This window comes from Streptomyces sp. PA03-5A (assembly GCF_033792725.1).
Classification (GTDB): Bacteria; Actinomycetota; Actinomycetes; order Streptomycetales; family Streptomycetaceae; genus Actinacidiphila.
The window spans coordinates 34,202-50,233 of sequence record NZ_JARAVL010000041.1 but is presented as its reverse complement, the minus strand read 5'-3'; the positions used below and the strand labels follow the sequence as shown (position 1 = coordinate 50,233).

Below are 16,032 nucleotides of genomic sequence, written 5' to 3'. Positions count from 1 at the left end.
AATGCCTCGGGTGTCGTGTCGGACCCAGGTTATGCGCCCGTGCCGACATAGAAGGGTCGCACGCGCTCCAGCATCCAGTCGCCGATGGGGTCCTGTGCGACGTCCAGCAGCACGAGGTTGACCTGCCAGGGCAGCGGTACGGCGCCGAGCGCGCGTCCGAGGGCGGCCATGGCGGCGGCCCGGTCCTCCTCCTGCCAGCGGTCGAGCTCGACGCCGACGAAGAGCGTGGCGGGATCGCCCTCGACGCTGGCCAGCGCGCGGCGGGCGGAGAGCACGACGGGGAGCACGGCGAACTCGCCCGCGGCGGCGGCCAGGAAGTCGACCGGCTCCTCGTCCGGCGAGGGTTCCCACAGCCGGACCCGGGCCCCGGTCGGGGTGCCGGGCTCGCGGTCGGTGCGGCACAGCTCCATCACGGCGGCGGGCGGCAGCGGGATGCCCACCGCGCCACCGGGGTTCACGGCGATCCCGAGCTGCGGGGGCAGCCCGCGGGCGAACTCGCGGGCGGGGGCGACGGCGAAGCTCATGCCGGAACCGGCGGCGAGGAACTGCTGTTCGGAGCTGAAGACCGGCACGTAGACGCCGCCTTCGAGTTCGAGGGTCGGCAGGTCGAGGTCGGTGCTGTCGGGGCCGCCGCCGTTCGGCAGCGGGATCCACAACTGCGAGCGCCCGAGTACCTCCAGGACGCGGGCCGTGGCACCCGGGTCGCCGAGTGCCGCGGAGAGCACTTCCTCGAGTTCGTTGGCGGGCCAGCCGCCCCCACCGTGGCCCGCCGGGGCGAAGCCGTCCGGTATCCGCTGCCCCGGGATGTTCACTGCGTCTCGCCTCGCAATTTCCTGTGGTGGTGCGCTCCGTGGAAACCCTATCCGGCGACGGGCGCGCGCGACCCCCGCATCCCGCGGTCGTCACACGATGCGATCGTCCGGTTGCGAAGCGTCACTACGGCTCCGAAGGTAGGACGAGCAAGGAGAAAACCCTCAACCGGGAGATATCTCGACATGCGCATCACCAGGATCAACTCCACCCTCATAGCGGCGGCTGTCTGCGCCTCGCTGACGATGGGCCTCACCGGCGGTGTCGCGAGTGCCCACGCCCCCACCCGGAGCACGGCCGTCGAGGTCGAGCACCTCGCCGCCCGCGCGGCGCAGACGGGCAACGCCGAACTCATCGCCAAGCTGGGTGACACGCTGTCCATCGGTGCCAAGCTCACCCAGGAAGCCCAGGTCGAAGCCCCTGACTCGGCGAAACTGGAGGAACTCCGCAGGGGTCTGGAAGAGGCGAGCCAGCAGCTGGCCTCGGTTCTCGACCAGGCTGGTGCGGTATCTCCCGGTGTCACCGACCCGTCGGCCTACGATCCGGGCGCGCCACAACCGGGCCCGGAGCCGGCCGATCCCGGCCAGCCGGGTGACCTGAGCGCCGTCGACCAGATCGGCGGGCCGGGCGACCAGGGCGCCGCGGACGCCGTCACCGACGTCAAGAACGCGCTCACCAAGCTGGTCCAGGACGTCACGGACCTGCTGGCCAAGGTGCTGGCCAAGGACCTCGCGGGTGTGACGGCCGGTGTCGCCACCGTCGTCGCCGACCTGCAGGCCCTGCTGCTGGCGGTGCCGAAGCTGCTCACCGGCGCACTGCCGCTGCCGATCCCGCTGCCGCTCCCCCTGAACGACCAGGGGCAGCAGCTCTCGCCCGACGGGCAGCTCTCGCCCGACGGGCAGCTCTCGCCGGAGGGCGCGGCGGAACCGCAGGTTCCGTAGCGGTACCGTCCCTCACGCGTCGCGGCCCGGCCGCTCAGCCGTCGAAGTCGATGGCCTCGAGCTCCCGGGCCGCTTCGCGGTCCAGCAGGACCACCGAGGCGCACGCCGCGGGCAGCCGGCCGGCCTCCGCCTCCGCCAGCAGGCGGCGGGAGGCGTTGCGGTGCCGGACCATGGCGTACGTCGACACCCCCCGGCCGCGTTCGCGCTGGCCGTCCAGCGCGGTCCGCAAGGGGACGTCCAGCAGCACCAGGTGCATGCCCCGCCCGCGGCGCCGGGCCTGACGGGCGACCCAGGCGCGCACCCAGCGCAGGGTGCCGCAGTCGTGCAGGACGACGCTGTCGCCGGAGCGCAGCGCCCGCCACAACCCCGCGTAGTGCGCGATCCGCACCAGGGGGCGGTAGAGGGCGTACGGCAGCTGCCGCGGCAGCCGGGCCTGCCAGCGTTCCCGTACGTCCTGAGAGTCGATCAGGCGGGCACCGCCCGTCGCGCGCCGCATGAGGGTGCTCTTCCCGCCGCCCGGGAGGCCGGAGACGACCAGCACGTCGCCCGCCGGGTAGCGCAGGGTGCGCACGGGCCGGCGCCCCCGCCGCAGGTCGAGGAGCCGGCGCGGCCGCACGGCCCGGCCCCCGCGGCGCGCTCCCCCGGCCCGCGCCGGTACCGGCCGGGACACGGCCGGGCCTCCGGCCGTCGCATACGCACTCTGCCACCGCACAGCTCGCCTCCGGGTCCGACGTTCAAGAAATGGTAAATCCTGTGTCTTTGCCTACCCAGAGGAACGGCGGGGTTACTACCGGATCGGAACCGGACCGGGACATCCGGGACGCGATCGCGACAACGGCGGGAGCCCGTGCAATGATGGCGGCCTCAATCTCATACCGGCCGTTCGAGGCCGCGCGGGAGAGTTTCCGCACCGCTACGGCGGGGTGGGGCGCCGAAGGAGCAAGTCCTCCCTTGAATCTCTCAGGCACAGATACCGCGCGTCCGAGGCACATCTGAAAAGCGGACGAGTCCGCCCCGGCCGACGGGGCGCCGTCCCACCCAAGGTGCAAACCGGGACTCCTCCGCTCGGAGGGTCCAGGTGAACCTCTCAGGTTCCGATGACAGATGGGGAGGGCCTGCCCGTCATGGCCCTATCCGTCGTTTCCTTGCCTTGGGAGCCCGCCCGATGAGTGAACCCCGCCGTACCGCACTGGACGCGCTGCACCGCGCCCTCGGCGCCACCATGACCGACTTCGCGGGCTGGGACATGCCGCTGCGGTACGCCAGCGAGCGCGACGAGCACACCGCCGTGCGGACCCGGGCCGGTCTCTTCGACCTGTCCCACATGGGCGAGATCACGGTCACCGGTCCGGCCGCGGGCGAGGCCCTGGACCACGCGCTGGTCGGCCACATCTCGGCGCTGGCCGTGGGCCGTGCGCGCTACACGATGATCTGTGCGCCGGACGGCGGCATCCTCGACGACCTGATCGTCTACCGCCTCGGCGACCAGGAGTACATGGTCGTCGCCAACGCCTCCAACGCCCAGGTCGTCCTGGACGCGGTGACCGAGCGCGCGGCGGGCTTCGACGCCGCCGTCCGCGACGACCGGGACGCGTACGCGCTGATCGCCGTCCAGGGCCCGGAGTCCCCCGGGATCCTCAAGTCGGTCACCGACGCCGACCTGGACGGGCTGAAGTACTACGCGGGCCTGCCCGGCACCGTCGCCGGCGTCCCCGCGCTGATCGCCCGCACGGGCTACACCGGCGAGGACGGTTTCGAGCTGTTCGTCGCCCCGGCCGACGCGGAGAAGCTCTGGCAGGCGCTGACCGAGGCGGGCGCGGACGCCGGCCTGGTGCCGTGCGGCCTGTCCTGCCGCGACACGCTGCGCCTGGAGGCGGGCATGCCGCTGTACGGGCACGAGCTGACCACCGCGCTCACCCCCTTCGACGCCGGGCTCGGCCGGGTCGTGAAGTTCGACAAGCCGGGTGACTTCGTGGGCCGGCAGGCCCTGACCGCCGCCGCCGCGAAGGCCGAGGCCGCGCCGCCGCGCAAGCTGGTCGGCCTGGTCGCGCAGGGCCGCCGGGTCCCCCGCGCGGGCTACCCGGTGGTGGCGGGCGGCGAGGTGGTCGGCGAGGTCACCTCCGGCGCCCCGTCCCCGACCCTGGGCAAGCCGATCGCCATGGCCTACGTGGACGCCGCGCACGCCACCCCGGGCGCCTCCGGCGTGGGCGTGGACATCCGCGGTACGCATGAGCCGTTCGAGGTGGTCGCCCTACCGTTCTACAAGCGGCAGCGCTGAGGCACCGGTCACATCCGGCACAGCCGTCCCACCTGTCAAGACAGCCGTTCACCAGCACATACCGTCATCCAGGAGAATTCACGCCATGAGCAACCCTCAGCAGCTGCGGTACAGCAAGGAGCACGAGTGGGTCTCGGCCGCCGACGCGGACGGTGTGTCCTCGGTGGGCATCACCGAGCACGCGGCGAACGCCCTCGGCGATGTCGTCTACGTCCAGCTCCCGGCGGTCGGCGACACGGTCGCCGCGGGCGAGACCTGCGGTGAGCTGGAGTCCACCAAGTCGGTCAGCGACCTGTACGCCCCGGTCTCCGGCGAGGTCACCGAGGTCAACGAGGACGTCGTCAACGACCCCTCGCTGGTGAACTCGGCGGCCTTCGAGGGCGGCTGGCTGTTCAAGGTGAAGATCTCCGAGGAGCCGGCCGACCTGCTCTCCGCGGACGAGTACACCGCCTTCACCGGCAACTGACCGCTCGGGACCTCCCGACCGCTGCGCCCTGTCCACTCCGACCTCCGGACGGATGACCCCCCTGATGTCGCTTCTCAACCGCTCACTGCACGAGCTCGACCCCGACGTCGCCGCCGCCGTCGACGCCGAACTGCACCGCCAGCAGTCCACCCTTGAGATGATCGCCTCGGAGAACTTCGCTCCGGTCGCGGTGCTCCAGGCCCAGGGCTCGGTGCTGACCAACAAGTACGCCGAGGGGTACCCCGGCCGTCGCTACTACGGCGGCTGCGAGCACGTCGACGTCGTCGAGCAGCTCGCGATCGACCGGATCAAGGCGCTGTTCGGCGCCGAGCACGCCAACGTCCAGCCGCACTCGGGCGCGCAGGCCAACGCGGCCGCGATGTTCGCGCTGCTGAACCCCGGCGACACGATCCTGGGTCTGAACCTCGCCCACGGCGGGCACCTGACCCACGGCATGAAGATCAACTTCTCCGGCAAGCTGTACGACGTGGTCGCCTACCACGTGGACGCCGAGACCGGTCAGGTCGACATGGCCGAGGTCGAGCGCCTCGCCAAGGAGTTCCGGCCGAAGCTGATCATCGCCGGCTGGTCGGCGTACCCGCGGCAGCTGGACTTCGCGGCCTTCCGGCGGATCGCCGACGAGGTCGGCGCGTACCTGATGGTCGACATGGCGCACTTCGCCGGCCTGGTGGCGGCGGGGCTGCACCCCTCCCCCGTGCCGTACGCGGACGTCGTCACCACGACCACGCACAAGACGCTGGGCGGCCCGCGCGGCGGCGTCATCCTGTCCAAGGCCGAGCTCGCCAAGAAGATCAACTCCGCGGTCTTCCCCGGCCAGCAGGGCGGCCCGCTGGAGCACGTCATCGCGGCGAAGGCGGTCGCCTTCAAGGTCGCGGCGACCGAGGAGTTCAAGGACCGCCAGGTCCGCACCCTGGAGGGCGCGAAGATCCTCGCCGAGCGGCTGACGCAGCCCGACGTCACCGGGGCGGGCGTCTCGGTGCTGTCCGGCGGCACCGACGTGCACCTGGTCCTGGTCGACCTGCGCCACAGCGAGCTCGACGGACAGCAGGCCGAGGACCGGCTGCACGAGATCGGCATCACGGTCAACCGCAACGCCGTCCCGGACGACCCGCGTCCGCCGATGGTCACTTCGGGTCTGCGCATCGGCACCCCGGCGCTGGCCACCCGCGGCTTCGACGCGGAGGACTTCCGCGAGGTCGCCGACGTCATCGCCGAGGCCCTCAAGCCGGGCTTCGACGCGGGGACCGCCGAGGCGCTCGGCGCCCGGGTCACCGCCCTGGCCGAGAAGCACCCGCTGTACCCCGGCCTGAAGTAGCGAGCGTCACCCGGTGTGCGGGGCCGGCCACGAGGGCGGTCCCGCACACTGGAACAGGTGCGGCGCACCCACGCCGCAACACGTACCACCCCGGCGGTGATCCCGCCGGCCGCCCGCGGACAACGGGGTCCGCGAACCCGAGGAGTCATCGCACCGTGGCCATCTCCGTCTTCGACCTCTTCTCGATCGGCATAGGCCCGTCCAGCTCCCACACCGTGGGCCCGATGCGCGCCGCGCGGATGTTCGCCCAGCGGCTGAAGAACGACGACCTGCTGGCGGGCGTGGCCTCCGTGCGCGCCGAACTGTTCGGCTCGCTCGGCGCGACCGGCCACGGCCACGGCACCCCCAAGGCGGTGCTGCTGGGCCTGGAGGGCCACTCCCCCCGCACCGTCGACGTCGAGACCGCCGACGAGCGGGTCGAGCACATCCGCGGCAGCGGCCGCATCAGCCTGCTCGGCGTCCACGAGATCCCGTTCTCCGTCTCGGACGACCTGATCCTGCACCGACGCCGCTCGCTGCCCTACCACGCCAACGGCATGACGCTCTTCGCGTACGACGAGGGCGGTGCGCCCGTGCTGGAGAAGACCTACTACTCGGTGGGCGGCGGCTTCGTCGTCGACGAGGACGCGGTCGGCGAGGACCGGATCAAGCTCGACGACACCGTGCTGAAGTACCCGTTCCGCACGGGGGACGAACTGCTCCGGCTCACCCGGGAGACCGGTCTTTCCATCTCCGGCCTGATGCTGGAGAACGAGAAGGCCTGGCGCACCGAGGCCGAGATCCGCGCGGGCCTGCTGGAGATCTGGCAGGTCATGCAGGACTGCGTGAAGGCCGGCATGACCCGCGAGGGCATCCTCCCCGGTGGCCTCAAGGTCCGCCGCCGCGCCTCCGCGACCGCCCGCCAGCTGCGCGCCGAGGGCAGCACGGTGGCGCACGCCATGGAGTGGGTCACCCTCTACGCCATGGCCGTCAACGAGGAGAACGCCGCGGGCGGCCGCGTCGTCACCGCCCCCACCAACGGCGCCGCCGGCATCATCCCGGCCGTGCTCCACTACTACGTGAACTTCGTGGCCGGGCAGTCGACGGAGGCGGAGAAGGAGGACGGCGTCGTCCGCTTCCTGCTCGCTGCGGGCGCGATCGGCATGCTCTTCAAGGAGAACGCCTCCATCTCCGGCGCCGAGGTCGGCTGCCAGGGCGAGGTCGGCTCCGCCTGCTCCATGGCCGCGGGCGGCCTCGCCGAGGTCCTCGGCGGCGGCCCGGAGAAGGTCGAGAACGCCGCCGAGATCGGCATGGAGCACAACCTCGGGCTCACCTGCGACCCCGTCGGCGGGCTCGTCCAGATCCCCTGCATCGAGCGCAACGGCATGGCCGCGGTCAAGGCCGTCACCGCCGCGCGCATGGCGATGCGCGGGGACGGGCGGCACCACGTCTCCCTCGACAAGGTCATCAAGACCATGAAGGAGACCGGGGCCGACATGAAGGTCAAGTACAAGGAGACCGCCCGCGGCGGCCTCGCGGTCAACGTCATCGAGTGCTGACGCCGCCCCGGACCCCGGCCCGCCCGGACCGCGGGAGCGTCGTCCCCGTGGGCGACGTCAGCGGTACGTGAGCACCGCCCACACGCCGGTCGCGGCGACCGCGAGGACGTAGAGGGCGACGGCGGCGCGGAGGATGCGCGTCTTCGCCGGGGCGGCCAGCCGGGTGCGGGACAGCAGCCGGGCGAGGGCGGGGAGGACGAGGACGGCGTGGAGGCTGACGCCGTGGAGGGGCTTGAGGGGGGCCGTGGAGGCGTAGGCGGCGCTCTGGTGGCCGGTGCGGGTGAGGTGGACGCCGCGGGCGATCATGGCGGCGCCGGAGAGCAGGGCGACGAGCAGGATCGCGAATCCGGAGCGCAGGGCGAGGGGCATGCCGTCGGGGCCGGTGGGGCGGCGCCGGAAGGACGCGACGGCGAAGGCCGACAGGACGGCGACGAGCACGGCGCCGCCGGCCGCGAGCGTCATGGAGACGGCGGTGTCGAAGCCGGTCTCCATGTCGAGGTGCGAGGGTACGTGCCGCCACGCCTGCAAGGTGATGCCGCCGACCTCGAGCACGCAGTCGGCGGCGAACACGGCGAGCAGGACGGTGCGCAGGCGCGCTCCGACGTCCAGGTACGAGGTGACCCAGGCGACCGCGACGAGGGTCAGGCCGAAGGAGAGCCCGAAGGTCACGGGCTTGCGCCAGGACACCGGCCCGTCCCACGGGCCGCCGTCCACCGCGAGGACGCCGAGGTGGAACAGGCCCGACAGGATCAGCAGCGCTCCGGTCGCGTGGCACAGGCGGTCGGCCGCGCCGGGGCCGTCCTGCGTCCGTCCCGGCACGGCGGGGGTGGTGGTCGTCGCCATGGGCCCAGCCTGCCGGGGCCGGCGCGGCCGGTCGTCCTCCCGGGGAAGGCGGGCGGGGTACGACCCGGGGAGCAGCCGTCCGCGCTCAGCGGGTGGCCGCGTGCACGATCCCCGAGGTGGACGCGATGCGGTCGAGCAGGAACATGGTGCCCACGCTCGCCGCGATCCAGCAGCAGAGGATGACGATCCCGCGGGTCAGGCCGTCGTGGTGGAAGTAGGCGAGTCCGTCCATGGCACGGACGCCCACACCGGCCGGCATGACGGAGGCCAGTGGCTCCAGCCAGCGCGGCAGGAAGGACGGCGGGAGGACGCCGCCGCTGGTGGCGTTCCCGATGATGAGCATGAAGATGGAGCCCAGGAGCACCCCGGCCGGGCCGAAGACGCGGATGAGCGCGACGGTGGCGGCGGCGACCGCACCGGCCATGAGCGTGACGACGCCGAAGATCCCGAGGAAGGAACCGGGGATCGCGCCGAAGGCCGTACACGCGATCAGGGTGGTGGCCAGGCCGCCCAGGACGGCGAAGAGACCGATGCTCAGGACGCGCTGGTTGAAGGAGAGCCGTGGCGCGACCTGGTAGGTCAGCTGGCCGAACAGGAACCCTGCCAGGATCAGCCCGAAGGAGGCGTAGAAGACCGACAGCCCTCTGCTGTCACCGGACGACAGCGGCAGGATGTCGACCACGGGGATCTTGTGGCCCTCGCCGTGCGGAACGGATGCCAGGGGGGTGAGCAGGCCGGACACCGCGGGGCCGTTCGCGCCGGCGTAGACGACCTCTTGCTCGCCGTCCTCGGACAGGTAGGCCGCGTAGGCCTGCCGGTGCTCCACGGCGTGCCGGGCCGACGCCGCGTCGGGGTACCGGTCGACCTGGAAGGCCTCGGGCGCGATGCGCTGGAGGCGGACGTCGAACAGGGCCGCCGAGTGGTCCGAGGCGACGACGGCCACCGGCAGCCGGTGCGCCGTGGGCGTGTGGAAGGCGGCGAGGAAGACGCTCACGAAGGAGAGCCCGACGACGAGCACCGTGATCACCGGGGTGATCACGGCCTTCGGACCGGTCAGTCCCGCCCGGGCGGGCGGTGCGTCGGTCTGCGGTCCCGGGACGTGCCGGTGCCGGTGGCGTGATGGAGGCTGCTCCGCCGGCGGTTGAGCGTCGGTGATGAGCACGCTGTCGGCCACGGAGAAGCTCCTCCCGAACACATGTAAGCTGACTTATATAAGTTAACAGACAAAAGGAAGGCGCCCGGCATGCCCTTGCGCGACCCCGGCGAGCACATCGGCTATCTGATCTGGCAGCTCTCGCAGGCGTACGCGATCCGCATCGAGCAGGCACTGCGTCCGCTGCGACTGACCCAGGCGCAGTTCAGCGCCCTGATGCGCCTGAGCGTGAACGGGGCCATGTCGAGCGCCGAACTGGCGCGCCGGTGCGGGGTCACACCGCAGTCCATGGGCACCGCCGTACAAGGGCTGGCCGAGCGCGGACTGGTGATGCGGCGGGCACACCCGACGCACGGCCGGATCATCGAGATCAGCGTCACCCCCGAGGGCGAGGAGCTCGCGCTCCACGCCGAGCGGGCCATCGCCCCCGCGGAGGAGGAGGCCCTCTCCCCCTTCGCCCCGCACGAGCGCGAGCGGGTCCGGGCCGACCTGCAGCGGATGCTGGGGACCCTCAACCCGCACGCGCTGTCCGAGGGTGATTGAACGCTCACGTCGACTCCGGCGCCCGCATCGCAGGCCGCCTGACCCCCGGCTCCCGGGATGGTCAGGGCTTCGCCGACACGTAGGCCGTGCCGTCGGCGGTCTCCACGAGCACGGCGGCGACGTCGTCCGGGGCCACCGCCGCCGAGCCGTCCAGGCTGACGCCGTGGCCCTCCCCGGTCGGCGACACCACCCAGCTTCCGGCGATCTGCCGGGAGCCGTCCCGCGCCACCACGACCAGCAGGCAGTGCTCCCCCGCCGGGATGCCGCCGACGCGGGCGTGGAGCCGCACCCAGGCGGCGGCCGGGGTGAGCCGCACGGTCAACCGGGCGCCGGTGGACGGATCGGTGGCCGAGGCGGTGCGGGCGGCCCCCGGCGGCGTGGCCGCGGCCGGCGGCCGGACCGCCTGCCCGGCCCGGTGCTCCCCGATGAGCACACCGCCCTGGAGGAGACCGGCCGCCACCACCGCCGCCGCGACCCCGGCGGCCGCCCACCGGCGGCGCCGCGCGCCCGCGCGTTCGGCGCGCACCTGACGCAACGTCCGCTGCAGCAACAACTCCCCGTCCTCGGGCGGGCCGTCCAGGAAGGCCTCCGGCGGTACGCCGCCCAAGGCCTGTGCCAGGGAGCGCAGTTCCCCGAGTTCGGCGGCGCAGGGCCGGCAGGACACGACGTGCTCGTCCACGGCGCGGGCCTCCTCCTCGTTCAGCGCGCCCAGGACACGGGCGGTGAGCGCCTCCCCGTCGTGCCGCTCCCCCGTGCTCATGCCGCGACCTCCCCCATATAGACGGGCCCCTGCCGGCAGAAGTCGCGCAGCGCCTTGAGGGCGTAGTGCGACCGGGACTTCACCGTGCCCGGCGGGATGCCCAGGGACCTGGCCGCCTCGGCGACGCTCTGCCCACGGAAGTAGAGCGCGTACAGCACGTCGCGGTGGTCCGCGGAGAGCCGTTCCAGCGCCTCCATGACGACCACGGCGTCCACCACCGCCTCCGCGTGGTCGCGCTCCACCGGCCCGGTGGCCGTCGACTCGGCCACCTCGGTGGGGCGGGCGGCCCTGGCCCGGTGCCGGTCGGTGATGATGTTGCGCGCCACGGTGAGCAGCCATCCCCGCACCGAGCCCTTGCCGTTGAGCAGCGCGTCGGGATGGCGCCAGGCGCGGATCAGGGTCTCCTGGACGACGTCCTCGGCCGCGGCGCGGTCGCCGGTGAGGCGGGTCGCGTACGCGAGCAGGGCCCTGCCGTGTTCCTCGTAGAGCGCCCTGACGAGCGCCTCGTCGCTCGTGCTCCGGCTCTGCCGGGTACGGGGCCGCATTGCCGCCATCCGCTCACTCCGTCCGCCCACCGACCGTGCCGCGGTGCCTCGAGGCAGACACGGCCCCCGCCCGGGGCGGGTTCAGGTGAGCCGCCTCACACCGCGCGGCCCGGCATTGAACCGCCGTCCGGCGCGGGCCGTGTCTGGTCACACGCCCCCGCGTGCCCGGCCGGTCCACAGGAGGAGAGGAACGATGCGGTACAGCCCCGCGATGAGGACGGTCCGCCTGCTGGCGGCGGCCGCCCTGCTGTTCGCCGTCGCCCCGTCCCCCGGCACCGCCGCGGGCCGCTCCCCCGCCGCCCCCGTACGGCTGGTGCCACAAGGACCGGCGACCGCCGCCGGTGCGCCCCGTCCGTCCCGTGGTGACGCCGGCCTGCCGCCGTACGAGGCGGCGGCGGGGGTCGGCGTGGTGGTGCTGCTGGCCGGCCTCGCCGTGGGCCGCCGTCCGTTGCTGCGGGCGCTGCGACGGCGCCGGCGGGCGGCGCTCGGCCGCCGGCTCGCGGCGGACACCCGTACCCCGCTGGTGGTGCGGCACGCACTGCGTGAACTGGCCCTGGCGGGACGGCCCGGCAGCCCGGTCCGGGTGCGGGGCGTGCTCGCCGAGCCTGGCCGGGTGCTGGCCACGGTCTCGGCGTGCGGGCCCGCCCCGGCGCCGTGGACGGCGCTGACCCCGACCCGCTGGGAGCGCACGGGTCTCGTACCGGCCGAGACGGCCGCCACCGGCCCGGGGCCGCTCCCCCAACTGACCAGGCTGGGCGCGGTCGGCCGGGGGCAGCTGCTGGTGAACCTCGCGCGGATCGGCGGCGTCCTCAGCGTGCTCGGGGATCCCGCGGTCGCGCGGGACGCGGTGCTCGCCCTGGTGGACGGGGTGTTGGAGGCGGCGCCCGCGGGCCGCACCGTGGTGGTCGCCGTCGGTCCCGGTGCCCGTGACCTGCCCGGGCCGCCCGCCGTGGTCCGGGTCCGGAGCGTCCGTCAGATCGCCGCGCTGCGCGGCGCGGGGGCGCCGCAGGTCCCGGCGGGGCTGGTCGTGCTGCTGCACCGGCCGGACGCCGAGGAGGCCCGCGTGCTGGCGACGCTGGCGGGCCCGAAGGGCGGCGGCTGGACGGTCCTGACGGTCGGCCATGTCCCGGGCGCCCATTGGCGCTGGTACGCGGCGGCCGACGGAACGGTGGACGCGGGCGTGCTCGGTCACCGGGTGGTGGTGCCCGTGCGGCCCTCCGTCCGCTGCCGCCTCTGATGCCCCGGCAGAGTGGCGATACGGCAGAACCACTCATAGCGTCAGATTTCAGGTGACTCGGACGTCACCCGGAAAGCAGGTACGGCAGTCATGACACTTCGTCGGCCCCAGGCGGCCGCCGTGGTCGCGGTCGTCAGCGCGCTGGGGCTGTGCGCCGTCCCCCGGGCCGAGGCCGCGCCGGGCGCGCTCGTCGTCCGGCCCGGGGAGTCCGTCCAGGCTGCGGTGGACCGGGCCCGGCCGGGCGACGTCATCGAGATCCTCCCCGGGACCTACCCGGGCAGCGTCAACGTGACCAAGCCCCGGCTGACGCTGATCGGCCACGGCACCGACACCGTCCTCACCCCGGCCGGCCGGAGCGACCAGAACGCCTGCGCCCTGGCGGGCCACGGGCTGTGCGTCACCGGAACGGAGCAGAGCGGGCTGGACGGTGTGCGGCTGATGTCGCTCTCGGTCTCCGGCTTCCGCAAGAACGGCGTCGACGCCTCGTGGACCGACGGTCTCGAGGTCAGTGACGTGACCGCCGAGGACAACGGGCACCAGGGCATCGGCGTCCAGCACTCGGTGCGGACGCTGCTGCGGGACAACGTCTCCCGGCAGAACGGCGAGTCGGGGATCTTCCTGGCCAACACCGCGGACTCGGAGGGCGGCGCGCTGGACACCGAGCGCGCCCGCATCAGCGGCAACGAGCTGACGGGCAACCGGATCGGGGTCGTGCTGCGCCGGGTGCGCAACCTGGGGGTCGTCGACAACCACATCACCGCCAACTGCGGCGGCGTCTTCGTCGTCGGGGACGAGGGCGTCCCCCGTGCCGGGGGCCTGACCGTCTCCGACAACCTCGTGGCGGCGAACAACAAGTACTGCCCGCCCAACGCCCGGCTCCCCTTCATCCAGGGTGCCGGGATCGTGCTGACAGGGGCAGAGCGGACCCTGGTGGTCCGCAACCGGGTCGTGGACAACCACGGCACCTCACCGATGTCCGGCGGGATCGTGCTCTTCCGCAGCGTGGTGGGCGCCCCCGACACCGGCAACACCGTCCGGGGCAACACGACCCTGGGCAACCGCCCGGCCGATCTGGCCGACCGTGACCAGGGCACCGTGAATGTCCTCCGTGACAACAAGTGCCGCGTCTCCGAACCGAAGGGGTTGTGCGAGGAATGACCTTGACAGAAGCCACCAACGCGGACGGCACCGCGACCGCGGCGCCCGCCGAGTCCGCCACGCCGCCGGCGATGCGCCTGCGCGAGCTCGTCTTCGGCGCCGCCTGCGCCGCCGCCGTACGGGCCGCGGCCAGGCTCGGCGTGCCGGACGCGCTCGGCAAGGAGCCCTCGACCGTCGACGAGCTCGCGGCCATGGTCGACACGGCGCCGCGCCAGCTGCGCCGGCTGCTGCTCGCCCTGGCCGCGTACGGGGTCTTCGAGCAGCAGGCGGACGGCCGCTTCGCCCACACCGAGATGTCCCGGATGCTCCGCAAGGACAGCCCGAACACCCTGCACTACATCGCGCTGTGGTGCACCGAGCCGTGGACGTGGGAGGTCTGGCCGCGGCTGGACGAGGCGGTGCGCGGCGGCCGCAACATCTTCCCGGAGGTCTTCGGCAAGGAGTTCTTCGAGTACCTCCACGACGACGCCCGCGACAGCGCCCGGGTCTTCGACCGCGCCATGACCGCCTCCAGCCGGCAGTCCGCCGAGGACATCGCGGCGCTGCTCGACCTGTCCGGCGTCCGCTCGGTCGCCGACATCGGCGGCGGCCAGGGGCACGTGCTGGCCGCCCTGCTGGAGAAGCACCCCGACCTGCAGGGCACGCTGCTGGACCTGCCGAAGGTCGTGGCTGGCGCCGACCCGCGGCTGCGCGAGGGCGGTCCGCTCGCCGCGCGGGCCCGGCTGGTGCCCGGGGACTGCCGGGTGGACATCCCGGTGGCCGCCGACATGTACATCATCAAGAACATCCTGGAGTGGGACGACGACAGCACGCGCCGCACGCTGCGCAACGTCGTCGCAGCGGGCGGCGCCAGCGCGAAGGTGATCGTCATCGAGAACCTCGTCGACGACACGCCCTCCATGCGCTTCACCACCGCCATGGACCTGCTCCTGCTGCTGAACGTCGGCGGCCAGAAGCACACGCGGGACAGCATGGTGAAGCTGATGACGGAGGCCGGGCTGCAGGTGGGCGAGGTGGCCCCGGTCAACGCCTACCTGCACGCCCTGCACAGCACGGTCGGCGGGGCGCGGTGACCCGCTAGCCGGTCATCTCCCCCACCAGAGAGGTGGTGTGCCGGCCCGCCCGGAACTCCGGGCGGGCCAGCACCTTGCGCAGGAAGCCCGCCGTGGTGCGCACACCCTCGCCGCGCACCCGCAGTTCCTCCAGGACGCGGTCCATCCGGGCCAGCGCCCGCTCCCGGTCCGGGGCCCAGACGACGGCCTTGGCGAGCAGGGAGTCGTAGTCGGGGCCGATCCGCCAGCCGGGGAAGGCATGGGTGTCCACCCGTACGAAGGGCCCGCCGGGCACCTCGAACTCCGTGAGCAGACCCGGGGTCGGCGCGAAGTCCCGGGCGGGATCCTCGGCGTTGACCCGGCACTCGACGGCGACCCCACGGTGCACGACGTCCTCCTGGCGCAGGGTCAGCGGATGGCCCGCGGCGACCAGGATCTGCTCACGGACCAGGTCGATCCCGGTGACCATCTCGGTGACCGGGTGCTCCACCTGGAGCCGGCAGTTGACCTCCATCAGATGGAAGTCGCGCTCCGGGGTGAGCACGAACTCGAAGGTGCCCACGCCGGTGTAGCCGACCGCCCGGGCGCCGCGCACGGCCGCGTCGCACATCTGCGACCGCAACCGCGCCGGCAGGTCGGGGGCGGGGGTCTCCTCGACCAGCTTCTGGTGGTGCCGCTGCACCGAGCAGTCGCGCTCGCCGAGGTGGACGACCGCGCCGTGCCGGTCGCAGAGCACCTGCACCTCCACGTGGCGGGCCCGCTCGACGTACCGCTCCAGATAGAGCCGGTCGTCGCCGAAGACGGCGCGGGCGTGCGCCGCGGTGCGCTTGTAGGTGTCCAGCAGCCGGTCCGGGTCGGTGACCACGGCCATGCCGCGTCCGCCGCCGCCCGCGACGGCCTTGAGGATCACCGGGTAACCGGTCTGCTGCGCCGCCTCCTTCGCGTCGGCGGCGCCGGCCAGCGGGCCCGTGCTGCCGGGCAGCACGGGCAGTCCGGCCTCGGCCATCAGCGCGCGGCAGGCGGCCTTGTCGCCGAGCCGGGACAGCACCTCGGGGGAGGGCCCGATGAAGGTGAGGCCGTTGGCCTCGCAGACCTCGGCGAAGTCGGGGTCCTCGGACAGGAAGCCGTAACCGGGGTGGACGGCCTGCGCGCCGGTGCGGCGGGCGGCCTCGACGACGGCGGGGATGTTGAGGTAGCTCGCCCTCGCCGGGGGCGGTCCGATGTGCACGGCCTCGTCGGCGAAGCGCACGACGGCCGAGTCGCGGTCGGCGGTGGAGTACACCGCGACGGTCCGGATGCCGAGTTCACGGCAGGCGCGCGCGACCCGCAGCGCGATCTCGCCACGGTTGGCGACCAGGACGGTGGAGAACAC

General features: G+C 73.3%; 16 protein-coding genes and 2 riboswitches. Of the genes, 9 read left to right on the top strand and 7 right to left on the bottom strand.

What is annotated here, in order from left to right; all coding sequences use genetic code 11:
• Nucleotides 1-29: 29 nt before the first annotated feature.
• On the bottom strand, nucleotides 30-812 hold the full coding sequence (locus PV410_RS36755) for an enhanced serine sensitivity protein SseB (protein ID WP_500330428.1): 783 nt from the start codon (nucleotides 810-812) through the stop codon (nucleotides 30-32).
• Between the two features lie 183 nt (nucleotides 813-995).
• On the opposite strand from PV410_RS36755, the gene PV410_RS36750 reads away from it, so the two are divergent.
• The gene (locus tag PV410_RS36750; RefSeq protein WP_500330426.1) at nucleotides 996-1,751 is read left to right on the top strand and encodes a hypothetical protein; all 756 of its coding nucleotides are present in this window, start codon (nucleotides 996-998) and stop codon (nucleotides 1,749-1,751) included.
• A 34-nt stretch (nucleotides 1,752-1,785) separates the two neighbouring features.
• On the opposite strand, the gene PV410_RS36745 is transcribed toward PV410_RS36750, so the two are convergent.
• Nucleotides 1,786-2,463, bottom strand: coding sequence for an AAA family ATPase (locus PV410_RS36745; protein ID WP_500330424.1), 678 nt, complete (start codon nucleotides 2,461-2,463; stop codon nucleotides 1,786-1,788).
• A 172-nt stretch (nucleotides 2,464-2,635) separates the two neighbouring features.
• Nucleotides 2,636-2,737: riboswitch (glycine riboswitch) on the top strand.
• 1 nt (nucleotide 2,738) lies between these two features.
• Nucleotides 2,739-2,865, top strand: a riboswitch (glycine riboswitch).
• A gap of 51 nt (nucleotides 2,866-2,916) precedes the next feature.
• Between PV410_RS36745 and gcvT the strand changes: the two genes are divergently transcribed.
• From gcvT to PV410_RS36725, 4 genes are all read left to right on the top strand, one after another.
• On the top strand, nucleotides 2,917-4,029 hold the full coding sequence (gene gcvT, locus PV410_RS36740; RefSeq protein ID WP_500330422.1) for a glycine cleavage system aminomethyltransferase GcvT: 1,113 nt from the start codon (nucleotides 2,917-2,919) through the stop codon (nucleotides 4,027-4,029).
• 85 nt (nucleotides 4,030-4,114) lie between these two features.
• A complete protein-coding gene (gene gcvH, locus PV410_RS36735; protein WP_499514124.1) occupies nucleotides 4,115-4,495 on the top strand; it encodes a glycine cleavage system protein GcvH in 381 nt (126 codons plus the stop codon).
• A gap of 64 nt (nucleotides 4,496-4,559) precedes the next feature.
• Nucleotides 4,560-5,831 carry a serine hydroxymethyltransferase gene (gene glyA / locus PV410_RS36730; RefSeq protein WP_500330421.1) on the top strand — a complete coding sequence of 424 codons (1,272 nt, stop codon included), beginning with the start codon at nucleotides 4,560-4,562 and terminating at the stop codon, nucleotides 5,829-5,831.
• Nucleotides 5,832-5,986: 155 nt separating this feature from the next.
• Nucleotides 5,987-7,369, top strand: coding sequence for an L-serine ammonia-lyase (locus PV410_RS36725; protein WP_500330419.1), 1,383 nt, complete (start codon nucleotides 5,987-5,989; stop codon nucleotides 7,367-7,369).
• 57 nt (nucleotides 7,370-7,426) lie between these two features.
• Here PV410_RS36725 and PV410_RS36720 read toward each other — a convergent pair whose 3' ends face one another.
• Together PV410_RS36720 and PV410_RS36715 are read right to left on the bottom strand one after the other, a co-directional pair.
• Nucleotides 7,427-8,212, bottom strand: coding sequence for a hypothetical protein (locus PV410_RS36720; protein ID WP_500330417.1), 786 nt, complete (start codon nucleotides 8,210-8,212; stop codon nucleotides 7,427-7,429).
• A gap of 85 nt (nucleotides 8,213-8,297) precedes the next feature.
• On the bottom strand, nucleotides 8,298-9,386 hold the full coding sequence (locus tag PV410_RS36715; protein WP_500330415.1) for a YhgE/Pip domain-containing protein: 1,089 nt from the start codon (nucleotides 9,384-9,386) through the stop codon (nucleotides 8,298-8,300).
• A 69-nt stretch (nucleotides 9,387-9,455) separates the two neighbouring features.
• On the opposite strand from PV410_RS36715, the gene PV410_RS36710 reads away from it, so the two are divergent.
• Nucleotides 9,456-9,908 carry a MarR family winged helix-turn-helix transcriptional regulator gene (locus PV410_RS36710; protein WP_500330413.1) on the top strand — a complete coding sequence of 151 codons (453 nt, stop codon included), beginning with the start codon at nucleotides 9,456-9,458 and terminating at the stop codon, nucleotides 9,906-9,908.
• A gap of 61 nt (nucleotides 9,909-9,969) precedes the next feature.
• Here PV410_RS36710 and PV410_RS36705 read toward each other — a convergent pair whose 3' ends face one another.
• Nucleotides 9,970-10,668: an anti-sigma factor family protein gene (locus PV410_RS36705; protein ID WP_500330411.1), complete on the bottom strand. Its 699-nt coding sequence runs from the start codon at nucleotides 10,666-10,668 to the stop codon at nucleotides 9,970-9,972.
• Nucleotides 10,665-11,222: a sigma-70 family RNA polymerase sigma factor gene (locus PV410_RS36700; RefSeq protein ID WP_500330409.1), complete on the bottom strand. Its 558-nt coding sequence runs from the start codon at nucleotides 11,220-11,222 to the stop codon at nucleotides 10,665-10,667. The genes PV410_RS36705 and PV410_RS36700 overlap by 4 nt, the downstream gene beginning before the upstream one ends.
• 184 nt (nucleotides 11,223-11,406) lie before the next feature.
• Here PV410_RS36700 and PV410_RS36695 point away from each other — a divergent pair, with 184 nt between their 5' ends.
• The 3 genes from PV410_RS36695 (at nucleotide 11,407) to PV410_RS36685 (ending at nucleotide 14,681) form a co-directional block, all read left to right on the top strand.
• Nucleotides 11,407-12,450: a hypothetical protein gene (locus tag PV410_RS36695; protein ID WP_500330408.1), complete on the top strand. Its 1,044-nt coding sequence runs from the start codon at nucleotides 11,407-11,409 to the stop codon at nucleotides 12,448-12,450.
• A 90-nt stretch (nucleotides 12,451-12,540) separates the two neighbouring features.
• The gene (locus tag PV410_RS36690) at nucleotides 12,541-13,608 is read left to right on the top strand and encodes a right-handed parallel beta-helix repeat-containing protein (RefSeq protein WP_500330406.1); all 1,068 of its coding nucleotides are present in this window, start codon (nucleotides 12,541-12,543) and stop codon (nucleotides 13,606-13,608) included.
• Entirely contained in the window at nucleotides 13,605-14,681 is a 1,077-nt protein-coding gene (locus tag PV410_RS36685; protein WP_500330405.1) for a methyltransferase, read from the top strand. Before PV410_RS36690 ends, PV410_RS36685 begins: the two co-directional genes overlap by 4 nt.
• A gap of 4 nt (nucleotides 14,682-14,685) precedes the next feature.
• On the opposite strand, the gene PV410_RS36680 is transcribed toward PV410_RS36685, so the two are convergent.
• Nucleotides 14,686-16,032 carry an acetyl-CoA carboxylase biotin carboxylase subunit gene (locus tag PV410_RS36680; RefSeq protein WP_500330404.1) on the bottom strand — a complete coding sequence of 449 codons (1,347 nt, stop codon included), beginning with the start codon at nucleotides 16,030-16,032 and terminating at the stop codon, nucleotides 14,686-14,688.

What these genes read in the sequence shown, in the direction of transcription:
- PV410_RS36750 (WP_500330426.1), top strand. Translation starts at nt 996, where the DNA reads ATGCGCATCACCAGGATCAACTCCACCCTCATAGCGGCGGCTGTCTGC.
- gcvT (WP_500330422.1), top strand. Translation starts at nt 2,917, where the DNA reads ATGAGTGAACCCCGCCGTACCGCACTGGACGCGCTGCACCGCGCCCTC.
- gcvH (WP_499514124.1), top strand. Translation starts at nt 4,115, where the DNA reads ATGAGCAACCCTCAGCAGCTGCGGTACAGCAAGGAGCACGAGTGGGTC.
- glyA (WP_500330421.1), top strand. Translation starts at nt 4,560, where the DNA reads ATGTCGCTTCTCAACCGCTCACTGCACGAGCTCGACCCCGACGTCGCC.
- PV410_RS36720 (WP_500330417.1), bottom strand. Translation starts at nt 8,212, where the DNA reads ATGGCGACGACCACCACCCCCGCCGTGCCGGGACGGACGCAGGACGGC.
- PV410_RS36710 (WP_500330413.1), top strand. Translation starts at nt 9,456, where the DNA reads ATGCCCTTGCGCGACCCCGGCGAGCACATCGGCTATCTGATCTGGCAG.
- PV410_RS36705 (WP_500330411.1), bottom strand. Translation starts at nt 10,668, where the DNA reads ATGAGCACGGGGGAGCGGCACGACGGGGAGGCGCTCACCGCCCGTGTC.
- PV410_RS36700 (WP_500330409.1), bottom strand. Translation starts at nt 11,222, where the DNA reads ATGGCGGCAATGCGGCCCCGTACCCGGCAGAGCCGGAGCACGAGCGAC.
- PV410_RS36695 (WP_500330408.1), top strand. Translation starts at nt 11,407, where the DNA reads ATGCGGTACAGCCCCGCGATGAGGACGGTCCGCCTGCTGGCGGCGGCC.
- PV410_RS36690 (WP_500330406.1), top strand. Translation starts at nt 12,541, where the DNA reads ATGACACTTCGTCGGCCCCAGGCGGCCGCCGTGGTCGCGGTCGTCAGC.
- PV410_RS36685 (WP_500330405.1), top strand. Translation starts at nt 13,605, where the DNA reads ATGACCTTGACAGAAGCCACCAACGCGGACGGCACCGCGACCGCGGCG.